General features: G+C 48.0%; 9 protein-coding genes. All 9 read right to left on the bottom strand.

Going from position 1 to position 12,212, the window contains the following annotated elements; all coding sequences use genetic code 11:
• Positions 1 to 85: 85 nt before the first annotated feature.
• The 9 genes from V8Q34_RS08125 to V8Q34_RS08085 all read right to left on the bottom strand — a co-directional run bounded on the left by V8Q34_RS08125 (position 86) and on the right by V8Q34_RS08085 (position 12,095).
• Positions 86 to 1,105, bottom strand: a complete 1,020-nt coding sequence (locus V8Q34_RS08125; protein ID WP_033144227.1) for a Gfo/Idh/MocA family protein — start codon at positions 1,103 to 1,105, stop codon at positions 86 to 88.
• 66 nt (positions 1,106 to 1,171) lie between these two features.
• Complete coding sequence (locus V8Q34_RS08120; protein WP_033144226.1) at positions 1,172 to 1,783, bottom strand: cytidylate kinase-like family protein; 612 nt, start codon at positions 1,781 to 1,783, stop codon at positions 1,172 to 1,174.
• Positions 1,784 to 1,786: 3 nt separating this feature from the next.
• Positions 1,787 to 3,178: an MFS transporter gene (locus V8Q34_RS08115; RefSeq protein WP_033144225.1), complete on the bottom strand. Its 1,392-nt coding sequence runs from the start codon at positions 3,176 to 3,178 to the stop codon at positions 1,787 to 1,789.
• A gap of 199 nt (positions 3,179 to 3,377) precedes the next feature.
• On the bottom strand, positions 3,378 to 4,313 hold the full coding sequence (locus V8Q34_RS08110) for a substrate-binding domain-containing protein (RefSeq protein WP_118593861.1): 936 nt from the start codon (positions 4,311 to 4,313) through the stop codon (positions 3,378 to 3,380).
• Positions 4,314 to 5,368: 1,055 nt separating this feature from the next.
• Positions 5,369 to 6,520 carry an iron-containing alcohol dehydrogenase gene (locus tag V8Q34_RS08105; RefSeq protein WP_033143022.1) on the bottom strand — a complete coding sequence of 384 codons (1,152 nt, stop codon included), beginning with the start codon at positions 6,518 to 6,520 and terminating at the stop codon, positions 5,369 to 5,371.
• 52 nt (positions 6,521 to 6,572) lie between these two features.
• Positions 6,573 to 7,358, bottom strand: coding sequence for a 5-deoxy-glucuronate isomerase (locus V8Q34_RS08100; protein ID WP_054353254.1), 786 nt, complete (start codon positions 7,356 to 7,358; stop codon positions 6,573 to 6,575).
• 181 nt (positions 7,359 to 7,539) lie between these two features.
• On the bottom strand, positions 7,540 to 9,471 hold the full coding sequence (iolD, locus tag V8Q34_RS08095) for a 3D-(3,5/4)-trihydroxycyclohexane-1,2-dione acylhydrolase (decyclizing) (protein ID WP_103732583.1): 1,932 nt from the start codon (positions 9,469 to 9,471) through the stop codon (positions 7,540 to 7,542).
• 180 nt (positions 9,472 to 9,651) lie between these two features.
• Positions 9,652 to 10,686 carry a 5-dehydro-2-deoxygluconokinase gene (gene iolC, locus V8Q34_RS08090; protein ID WP_033143019.1) on the bottom strand — a complete coding sequence of 345 codons (1,035 nt, stop codon included), beginning with the start codon at positions 10,684 to 10,686 and terminating at the stop codon, positions 9,652 to 9,654.
• 371 nt (positions 10,687 to 11,057) lie between these two features.
• A complete protein-coding gene (locus V8Q34_RS08085) occupies positions 11,058 to 12,095 on the bottom strand; it encodes a LacI family DNA-binding transcriptional regulator (RefSeq protein WP_033143018.1) in 1,038 nt (345 codons plus the stop codon).
• Between the last annotated feature and the right edge of the window lie 117 nt (positions 12,096 to 12,212).

The following is a 12,212-nucleotide window of genomic DNA, read 5'->3' as shown; positions in this document are numbered from 1 at the left end:
AAAAGAATAACAGAAGTGTGCCGCTAAAAGAGCAGCACACTTCCGGTCTATAGAGGTCTTCCTGTAAACAATATAGGAATACGGATCAATATTCGATTTTAACAATACCGCCTTTTTTCCATGCTTCTGTGGTAGCGAAACCAATCTGGGTAGATTTTGTTCCGTCGTATACAGTCACTTCCGGTTTTCTTCCGGATTCTACACAGTTGATAAACTCCTGCATCTCAAGCTGGTAGGACTCTGCGAATCGCTCCGGGAACCCGCTTACACATTCAACCACTGCACCGTTCTTGTCGTAGATCATGCACAGATTCTTCTCCGGAACCGGACTGATACGCAGGGAGCCTTCGGTACCGATGATCTCTGTCTCAACATGGTAACCATGAGCTGCAGTACGTCCCACATGTACAAATCCCAGTGCGCCGTTTTCACAGCGGTACATAGCTACACCTGTCTCGTCATCCCCTGCTTCTTTGAATTCCGGATGTTTGAAGGTCGCGCCTGCAGCGTAAACTTCAACAGGGTCGGAACCTAAGAACCATCTCATCAGGTCAATATCATGAATCGCCATATCAATGAAGATACCGCCGCTGGTAGCCGCGAACTTGATGGCGCCCTCCACCAGTGCTTCCGGGTCAATCCCTGTTGCCTTTACCATGTAAGGAGTTCCGATTGCGCCCTCCTCGATTTTCTTCTTTGCATACGCATAGGATGGGTCAAAGCGGCGCATAAATCCCAGGAAAAATGCCAGCTCCGGATGACGCTCAACAGCTTCCTCTGCCAGCTTACATTCCTCCACCGTAACACCAAGGGGTTTGTCGGAGAAAACGTGCTTTCCTGCGTCAAGAGCTGCCGCAATCTGCCAGCAGTGCTCACCGCTTGTAGTTACGATAGCCACAGCATCAATATCTGCCTTTTCCAGCATTTCACGGTAATCAGAGTAAACATCCTGGACACCCAGTTCCTTCTTTGCATATTCCAGCTCTGCCGGCATGATGGAGCAGGCCGCTGTCAGCTCTGCATTCGGAATCTTGAATGCGATGTTGTTTGCGTGTACTTTACCTAATCTTCCTAAACCTGCGATACCTACTTTTACTTTTTTCATGTTTTTACCTCTTTCTTGATAATTAAATAATTGAAATTTATATTGAAATTTACAGCAACACATATATCACTCAGACTGACAGCTTGTCACATAATCCCAAATCAGGTCTGCTGCCTTCTGTACGGAAAATCTGCTTGTGTTGATCATCAGGTCATAGTTCAAAGGGTCTCCCCACTTCTGTCCTGTATAATAGTTATAGTAACGCTCACGTGTCTTATTCTCTTTTTCCAGTTCCTTTATGGATTTGTTCCCGTAAAATTCCTTTGCCCGCTCTCTTCGGAATTCCTCATCTGCGTAGATGAAGAAATTGTAGCATTCCGGAAATTCTTTTAAAACCACGTCCGCACATCTTCCCAAAAATACAGCGCTCTCCTTCTCCGCGATCCTGCGGATAACTTTTGCCTGTTCCCGATACATTTTATTATAGGAAGGAATGGATTCATATCCCAGGGAATTCACCCCCTCCATAAAGGAACCCATGCTGTTATCCGGCATTTTATAAGACATATCCAAAATGGTATCCATATCCATGTCTGAATCGCCCAACTTCTCTGCTGCCAGGTACAGAATCTGTCTGTCATAGCAGCGGGTCTCCATTTTCTTTGCAAGCAGCTCTGCAATTTCCTTGCCGCCGCTGCCATACTGACGGCTGATGGTAATCAATGTACGTTCTTTCATATCTTATAACTCCCCTCTTGACTCACGTTCGATCAACTCTTTCATAATATCCGGGTACATCCTATCCAATTTGTACAGCGCAAGTGTGATAAATGCCACTGCTGCAATAAGAATCGGTCCGAATTTATAAATATTTACGATCATGTTAAGCGCTGTTTCCGGCTGGGCTGCGGTTCCCACAGAAGAGCTTACATAACCTGCCAGGGAGAGAAGCCCTGTCATAGCTGCAGATGCAAGACCTGCGCCTACCTTTGTTCCGATAGAACCGCCGGCAAAAATAAGGCTTTCCTGTCTGATGTGTGTTTTCCACTGCCCGAATTCCACTACATCACCTACCATACCGAATACAACCGCATTCAGCGGAGCCAGGCCGATGGCACGTGCCACACAGCTCATTACCATCCACGGGAAGCTGTATGGATTTAAGAAGAACAGAAGCTGTCCTGCCAGCGCGATCAGTGAACCCACAAGGGCAATATTACGTTTTCCGAATTTACGAATAAGCGGTGTACAGGCGAAGATGCCTGCTACCAGTGTCAGTGTCTCTGTCAGGAAAAGAGCACTGTACATCCATGTATCATTTCCGAATATGTATTTGCAGTAGTACGGTAAAATGGTTCCTGAGATACCGAAGGAAACGCTCTGTACCATCCATAATACCAGAACTGCCCAGAAATACTGGTTTTTAAAAAGTGCTGCAAATCCTTTTCCAAGGGGTACTTTCTCTGCTTTTTCCTTTGCCTCGATCCTTACGGTCTCTTCGCATTTGAAGAAGCATACCAGAAGAAGAATCAGTGCCAGCACTGCCCAGATGGACATGGTCTTAACCCATGCTGCCTGATCATCTCCGAAAAGTTTAACGATTGGAAGTGTACAGGTGGCTGCAATGATCTTACCGATGGGAGAGAGTCCCATTCTCACAACACTCAGCATATCTCTCTCAGAAGAAACCCTGGTCATCATGGCTGAGAGGCTTCCGTAAGGAAGATTGATGGCTGTATAACATACAGTTGTACAGAAGTTATAAGTTACAAACAGATAAAGGAACTGAAGCATTCCTGTGGTATGCGGCACTGTAAACAGCAGAACTGCTGACAATGCGAAGGGTACGCTCATCCAGAGGATCCACGGTCTTGATTTTCCCCATTTGGAATTGGTACGCTCTACGATAACACCCATGATGAGGTCAGACACACCGTCAAAAAGCCTTGACAGCAGCATCATCAGGCCTACGGTAGCCGGACTGATTCCCACATAGTCTGTGTAGAACAGAGTAAGCAGCGTGCCGATCATTCCGAACACAACGTTGCACGCCACATCACCGCTGGCATAAGACAGTCTGGTTCCCCACGACAGCTTTCCTCCGGTTATTTTCTGTGCTAATTCTTTTCCCATTTTGTTTCCCTGCCTTTCTTTGAATCATCCTTTTGATGATTTTATTTTACCTTTTTGCAGGGAAAATCCTAGTAATAGAAATTTTAGATTCCATAGTTTTATTTTTACGTGTTTTCCTGTGGCATTCTAAAAATATTGCTATTTTTGGGTACAGATCAGCAGCCAACCGGAAGACAGGGATTATTTTTTGATTTTTGTGTCATTTTTTTAGGTTCTGATAATCTTCCACGTTTTCCCGGGTCAAAATTTGTGTATCCAAAATCTTTTCACGGTCCTGTTTGATTCCTTTTTTATCATTCACTATATATTTCACGGTCTCATATCCAATCTCATAGCCGGACTGGGCTCCCAGCACAGTGATGCGCCCTTCCTCCACTGCCCGGATCGCGTCCTCCTGGTCATCCAGGGTAGCTATGGCAATGCCGCTCCCCCTGGTAGCTTCCGCAAGTCCCAGGGCAGTGACGGCACTGGTGGTCATAATCCCATCCAGATTCGGATAATTGGCCTGGATCTCCTCCATCTCCTGCTCCGATACGCGCAGGTTGCTGTATCCGCTCTTCTCCACCTCTATATGGATATCCGGTTCCTGCTCCATGTATTTTTCAAATCCGGCGATCCGTTTCTCATGGGATGTCTGCTGCCTGCTGCCCGCAATGATGGCAATGTTCCCCTTGTGCTCCATCTTATCAGCCAGCACTCTGGCAAGCTCATACCCTACCGTCTCATTGTCAATGCCTATGTAGGGGACCTCCACATCCGCGATAGGGGTGTCATAGGCATACACCGGAATCCCCATTTCCAGGGCCTGGGCATAGTAATCCTGATTATCGTAAGAATCAATGGGGGATACCGCCAGGGCATCCACCTGCATTTTCAGCAGGTCCTGTATCATTTTTTTCTGTATTTTTTTGTCGGTCTCCGTATCCGGGGACAAAATGACTGTCTTCACATTCCTCTCTTTGGCAGCCTTCTCCATACCTGCATTGACAGACATCCAGTATTCGCTGTTCCTGGATTTTGTCACGACCCCGATAATGATCTCCTGCTCCGGTTCCCGCACATCCCTGCCGGCACAGCCGCTGATGCATAAAAGGCTGAGAGCTGCCAGAAAAAGCTTTGTTATACTCTTTCGCATTCCACATTCCCTCATAATTGTTTTGTTTTCAGTTTATCATTTTCGCCAAGTAGTTACAAGATGGCAATGTTTTTTGTATGGTGGCTGGTATGGGGACAGCCTGATGGAATGGGCGGGGTGGGGTGGCTGGTATGGGGACGGCCCGGTGGAGCGGGCGGGGTGGGGTGGCTGGTATGGGGACGGCCCGGTGGAGCGGGCGGGGTGGGGTGGCTGGTATGGGGACGGCCCGGTGGAGCGGGCGGGGGTCTCCTGTGGAAGCCAGCTTCGTTCCCCTTCAACTAATCGCTAACTGCGACTAAGACGCTCAGTAAAGACTTCGCGCCTAAGTCTTAGTAAGCGATGGATTTTCAGGCTCTCTACCGCAATGTCTTCCACAGGAGACCCCCGCCCGCTCCACCAGTCCTGACATTCTATAGCGAAAAAATCCCTCTATCCGATATTGTTTGCTCTCGGAACAGAAAAGAAAACTCTTTTCCCAATGCTGATTCTTTTTCGAAAAAAAACATTATAACCCTTGAACAAGCGGAATAGTTACGGGTATTCACCTATCAAAAATAGCTTTATGATTGTGCGAATACCTGCCACCGCTACTCCTATACGCAAACTCCCCAGTAAATATACAAGTCTGACAGACACACTGAGAAACCCTTTTCACAAAACAAAATTAATTCTTTCACACCGCAAAGTTTTAACTACTTCAACCTTTTCCAAATACTTTCGCACTAAAAAATACTATAACTAACGGGGACGCCGAAGAACAGGAAGTGGATGGAAGCGGGCCGGGGAAGGGATATGCCTGGGAGCGATGTCTCAGTGGAGCGCCGGGGAGATCCACCTGCCCCAGTTACTTAATGAAGAGGCCATTGCCGATGAATTTAGTAAATGGGAGCAGGTTAGCTCCCCGGCAGCGGAACGCTTCGCTCACAGGCATATCCCTTCCCCGGCCCGCTTCCATCCACTTCCGTCCGCCTTCTGATCCACCTTCATCTCACACAAAAAAACCCCAGAACCGACAATCCATCGGTCCCGGAGCTTCACCACCTTACGGAATCAAATTACCACAGATTTCTATAAATCTGTTTCACATCATCCTCCGTAACTTCTCTCATCGTATTCTGCGGACTACCACTGTCCATGGCATCGAACGCCATCTTATCAATCACCTTAAAGAACTCATCCTTATCAATACCAAATTCACCCAATGTAGGTGTCTCCAGCTCTTTTGTAATAGCTTCCACTGCTGCAAGGAACTTCTCACTTGCCTCTTTATCGGAATCTGTATCCACTGCAACACCCACTGCGCGTCCCAGGTCTGCAAAACGGTCATATGCCCCTTCCAGAGCAAAGGTCAGGCATTCTTTCAGCAGCATGGCATTGGAAAGGCCGTGAGCTACATGGAACAGAGCGCCAATCGGACGGCTCATTCCGTGAATGATGGTGACAGATGCATTGTTAAATGCAATACCAGCCTCCAGAGCAGCTACGGACATCTGTACTCTGGCTTCCTCATTGCTGCCGTCCTTGAATGCAGCCGGCAGATATTTGAAGATACGTTTTACTGCTGACATGGCAAATGTATCGGAAAGTGTCTGTGCTTTTCTGGATGTGTATGCCTCCACTGCGTGGCATAAAGCATCGAGACCTGTGGCTGCTGTGATTTTAGGCGGTGCCGTCATGGTGAACTGCGGATCAATGATCGCCAGGCTTGGCATCAGGACTTTGCCCTTTAACAGCATTTTGATATTTTTCTTTGTATCTGTGATGATCGTAAACTGTGTTGCCTCGGAACCTGTTCCGGCTGTGGTCGGAATCGCTACCATAGGAGGCATCTCCACATCAATCACTTTGCCCATGTAATCGGAAATACATCCGCCGTTTATAACCAGAGAACCGATGGCTTTCATGGAGTCAATGGGGCTTCCTCCGCCCAGAGCCACTAAAAAGTCACAGCCTTCCTCTTTGTATAATTTCAGGCCGTTTTCAATCATGGTATCTGTGGGCTCGCCTACGATTTCAGAGTAAATGGCATATTCCACTCCCTGGTTTTTCAGGGCTGCCTCAACTTTTGCGCAGTTTCCCAACTGAATCATCACTTTATCTGTAACAATAAGGGCCTTTTTTCCAAGTCCTTTTAATACTTCCTCTGCCATATTTAATGCGCCTGAACCGGAAATGATCTGACCCGGTACGATAAATTCTCTTGCCATAATCGTGTTCTCCTTTTTCTTTTCTATATTTTATGAAATGTCTGTTTGAATACTAAAATTCTGCGTCGTGCAGCCAGGTATACCGCTCGTCTTCACAGCGGTCTGTCTGCAGCCACGGATTACCCTCAATGTGGCGGATCATCCAGCAGGTGTACATCTGAAAGCCGGGAGCCACTGCCTGGGGATGCAGTTCACCACCCGGGATCGCTGAAAAGCTTCCGTCTGTGCTCTTGAAAACCTGGTCACCCACAAAACTGGCACCAAAGCCTTCCGGACGGTCGAACATAAAGTAATAAGTCTCCGGCTGCGGATGTCTGTGAGGCAGATATCCTGACCAGTTTCCTCTGTCATTGAGAACCTCACCCAGAACCATGTTAGACCAGGGAGCGATATCATGGTCAAAGATGGTGTTGACTCTTCTCTTGGCAACATTTCCGAATTTGCCCTTGCAGGAATAACCCCAGGGAGCATCCTCCGGTTTGTATAATTTTGCTGCAAACTCTGTATCATTCTTTGTACACTGTACTAAAATCTCTGAATCTGCCTCTGCAGTTACGCTGACTTCTGTTCCTGTACACACATGAACGCACCAGGGGCCTTCTGTAAATACATCTTTTCTGCTGACAGTCTCCTTGTTTCCATCCCATGCATAGGTGATGTTTCCGGAGAGCAGAAGTACAGCCAGCTCCTCCCCGTCCCTTTTGAAGGATCTTGTCTCACCGGCTTTCATGCGGTAAACACGGATGTCCATCATCATGTCTTTATATTCGTTGTCATAGGTTGTCAGAATCTTTTCACCGTTTGCGTCAAATTCCGGGTATCCGAACACTTTTCCCATATCTAAATATCCTCCTTGTCTTATATGCTGTTATCCTGCCATAGCCGGGATAACCGGCTGCAGCATCTGGTTTTGCCGCACCGGCCCGATTTCCCTGCACTGCCGCAGACATTCCGGTCAGGGAATGGAGGGCTGTGCCAAGGGCGGATGGGTCCGTGCGGCATCCTGTGTTTATATAAAATTAATAAGCTCTGGACTCATTACGTCCTGTCATAACGCCTTCGCATGCTTTCTTTACACTGTCCTTATCAGAAGTTGTGGCAATACCCACATTCCACCAGGATTCATAACCGTCTGTCATGGTTTTCGGAATTACCTTCAGATCAAAGAGACAGGCAATATCCTGTTTCTTCGCATCCTCAAGAGCGGCAACCAGTTCAGCGATGGTCCTGCAGGTATACGTCTTCAGGCCATAGCCCTCGCCGATTTTTGCGTAGTCTACAGGAATCAGGTCCCCGGTCGGTTTCTTGCCATCTGTATAACGGAACTCTGTGGCAATACTGCCGATACCGTGATTCATTTCCAGATTGTTAATGCAGCCGAATCCGCAGTTATCGAATACCAGGATGTTTACTTTCTTTCTCTCCTGCATGATCGTCATGATCTCGCTGTGAAGCATCTGGAAACTGGAGTCTCCTACCACACAGTATACTTCATTGTCCGGCTCAGCAAATTTTACGCCCAGAGTGGCAGCCACTTCGTAGCCCATACAGGAATAGCCGTACTCTGCATGATATCCGCCTCTCTTGTCTGTTTTCCACATACGCTGCATACAGCTTGGCAGGGAACCGCCTGCTGTGATGATGGTAGCGTCCTTGTCAATCGTTTTATTGATAGCAGCCAGTGCTGCAGTCTGTGTGATCTTACCATTTGTGAGTTTTACGAACTCAGGAACGGTTCTCGGGTCTCTGGCCTTGATGATCGGTTCAAAGTCATCACCTGTGTATTCGATTCCGGCCAGGCGGTCCCACTCTTTGTCCCATGCTTCTTTGGCAGCTTCGATTTCTCCGTTGTAGGAAGAAACATATCCCTTGGCACGCAGCTTCTCTGCCAGAGCTTCCACTGTCACTTTCGCGTCACCGATGGCTTTTACAGCGTCCATCTTGTATGCATGGTATCTGTTGTTGTTGATGGTCACGAATTTCACGTCTTCATTTCTGAATAAATGTTTGGAGCTTGTTGTGAAGTCGGAAAGTCTGGAGCCTACTGCGATCACCACATCCGCGTCTTTTGCAATGACATTGGATGCCAGGGTTCCTGTCACACCGATACCGCCCAGGCAGTAAGGGTTGCTGGTCTGGCACGCACTTTTCCCTGCCTGGCTCTCGCCAAAGGGAATGTGAAACTCCTCACAGAATTTTTCAACGGTCTCGCCGGCTTCTGAATATTTCACACCGCCGCCTACGATAAGCAGTGGTCTCTTTGCTTTCGCAATGATTTCGGCTATATCTTCCAGCTCTTCTTCCACAGCCACCGGACGGGTGATCCTGTGTACGCGTTTCTCGAAGAAATAATCCGGGTAATCATAAGATTCCCCTTCCACATCCTGAGGAAGTGCGATACAGCATGCACCTGTCTCTGACGGGTCTGTCAGCACGCGCATTGCGTTGATCAGCGCTGTCATAAGCTGCTCCGGACGGGTGATCCTGTCCCAGTATTTGCAGACCGGCTTGAACGCATCGTTTGTTGTGGTAGCCAGGCTGCTGCTCTGCTCTAACTGCTGCAGAACCGGGTCAGGCTGTCTGGATGCAAATGTATCTGCCGGAAATACAAGAAGCGGAATATTATTTACAGTTGCTGTGGCACAGGCAGTTACCATATTGGCAGCTCCCGGTCCTACGGATGAAGCACAGGGAATGATGCTCTTTCTGTTGTTCTGTTTTGCAAATGCTGTTGCCACATGGCACATACCCTGCTCATTTCTTCCCTGCATAACTCTTAACTGTCCCGGATTGGTATCCAGTGCCTCTCCCAGGCCTACTGCAATGCCGTGTCCGAAAATGGTGAAGAAACCTTCCACGAATTTTGTCTCCACACCGTCCATGGATACATACTGATTATCTAAAAACTTAACGATAGCCTGTGCAACCGTCATTCTTGTTGTCTTTGCCATGATTAATCTCCTTTCATATACCGGGCAGGCGCTGCCTGCCACATGGGCGAGGGGGGAAACTCCCGGCCCGCCCCGCAGTCAGTGTTTATGTTAGTATCTATGTCAACGGTTGTCTGTAACCGCTATGACGCTGCGTTTCCGTACGGTCAGCGCAGTAAGTGCGCAGACCTGTCAAAACCATTATACTCTTGCGATCATTTCGCCGAATTTTTCTTTTTCCTCTTTGATGAATGCGTGCACTGCATCCGGTCCCGGAAGGGAATCGGAACAGTTGTTGCTTCTGACCATCATGGAAGCCTCTGCGGAACCGAATTCCAGACAGTCGATCACTTCCCATCCCTGATACAGTCCATATAAGAAGCCTGAACCGTATCCGTCGCCGCCGCCGAAGCCTTTTCTTGCGTCAACCGGGAACGGTTTGATGGAGTATTTCTGTCCGTCACAGGTGTAAGCGGTGGAGCCCTTCATGCCGTGTTTGATCACAACGATCTTGGCGTTGTAGCTCTGCCACAGGGCTGCGGATTCTTCATCTGTCATGCCCGGCTGGATCAGCTTCTCAGTCAGGTCAAACTCTTCTCTTGAGCCCATGATGATGTCTGCTTCTTTTGCTACCATGGAATAGTAGATTGCGATCTCATCACTGTTCTTCCAGTTATACTCTCTGTAGTCAATGTCAAAGATAATCTTCGTATTATTTTTCTTTGCCAGCAGAACGGCTTTGATGGCTGCTTCTCTTGATGGACTCTCAGCCAGCGCTGTTCCGGAGATCAGGATTGCCTTTGTCTGTTTTATGTATTCCTCATCAATGTCATCCACATGAAGCTGTAAATCAGCGATGCAGTTTCTGTACATCAGAATGCTGCTTTCCTTTGGTGACAGCATCTCGGTAAATGTCAGGCCCAGCTTCTCGCCGCCGGTGCATTTTGTGATGTGTGAGGTATCAATACCCTGCTCATCAAAATAATCCACTACATACTCGCCAAACTGGTCATCGGAAACCTTTCCCAGGAATCCTGCTTTCATGCCGTGTCTTGTAACACCTACAGCGATGTTGGCCGGTGAACCGCCTACGAACTTCTCAAACATATGCACTTTTTTCAGAGGTTTAAACTCCTCTTTCACCTGGTCATTGTAAGCCGGGTTAAAGTCGATTGCCACACGGCCCAGTAAAACCAAATCCATTGGTCTGCTCTGATCAAATTCTACATACTTCATAAAAACTTTCCTCCTGTTTTTTTCATCCATGTTTGCGTGCTTTTTATTTATGTGTGCGTTTTACGTGCTTTCCTTTTGTGCTTTTATAGTATCACACGCACATTAAATGTGCAAGCACTTTTTTTATTTTCACAACCTTTCTATTTTGTGCACAATTTTAAGAGTTGGTTTTGTAGCATTTTCACAATAATATATGCGTGCTTTTCATTGTGTGCTTTTTAGGCAGCAAATCCGGCAGGGCGTTGTATCCGATAAGGCGTTATATCCGACAAGGCGCATACCATGGCTGCTCTGTTTTATCTTCCTATGTAACGCAAAAAGAGTCCGGTTTCCCGGACTCCCGTTCCCGGCCCTGCCGCAGCACGGACCTGTTACAGATTATATTTTGTCTTTATATTGATCTCTGTATACATATATTCTTTTTCCGGCATTCTTCCTCTTCTCAGCATATCAGACAGAATGGAAAGCGCCCGGTACCCCTGGTCGTATCCCTCCTGGTCAATGAGAAAGTCCACGGTGCCTTCCAGAAGCGCCTTCTCATTCTTTGGTGTCAGGTCATAGATGATCACATACGGACGCTTTTCCAGGCTCAGCTTGTCAAATGCCTTTCTGACTCCCGCCTGCCCGCCGGAGGCCACAAAGATGCCCTCCAGATCCGGGAATGCCGACATGGAGTTTACGATGATCTTCTCCACTTCATCTGTGTGGTCAAAACTGCTCTGCACCCCCACCAGATCCATTTCCGGAAAACTCTTCTTCAGTTCCTCCACAAAACCGTCCACCCTGCGGCTGCCGGCGCTGTTGGAAAAATATCCGGTGATAACCAGAACCTTTCCCTTGCCGCGCATCATCATCCCCATGAGTCCTGCTGCGGTCTGTCCGCTTTTCCAGTTGTCAAGGCCCACAAAGCAGCAGCGTTTTGTTCCCACAATATCGGAATTAAAAGTGACCACCGGTATGTTCTTCTCCTCGGTCAGCTCATTCAGCTTCACCCTCACCTTATCGCAGTCCACCGGCATCACAGCCAGCGCGTCCATGCCTTCCTCCTCCAGCTCTGTGATCGCACGCATCTGCTCTGCCTCATCCACAGAAGCGTTCTCTTTTATGAGCACTTCCACGCCCTGATCCGCCAGCTTTTTCGCCGCATCCCGGATTCCCTTGTTGACCTGGAGCATAAAGGAGGACTGGGATAGCTGTGTCACGACTCCGACACGCTTTCCCCTGCCGCTCTGTTTTCCTGTGCTGTCCGCCTTTTTCCTGTGTTTTGGCACATATCCGATCTCATCTGCGATCTGTTCTATTTTCTTAGCCACTTCGGGGTTGATCCTCCCCCGGTTGTTCAAAGCCCGGTCCACAGTTCCCCGTGACACCCCTGCCAGCTCCGCAATCTGTTGTATTGTCCCCGCCATAATCCGCCTCCGGAAATTTTTATAAGAATATTTCGCACGCAAAACACACGTTTTCCCAATATATAGCACGCGTTTTTTCTATTATATCCTTTTGCACGCTGTTTTACAAGCAGTATC

The organism is Blautia sp. JLR.GB0024, assembly GCF_037000545.1.
GTDB classification, from domain to species: Bacteria; Bacillota; Clostridia; order Lachnospirales; family Lachnospiraceae; genus Blautia; species Blautia celeris.
Note: the sequence above shows the minus strand (reverse complement) of the source record. Positions and strands in the feature narration are given on the sequence as shown.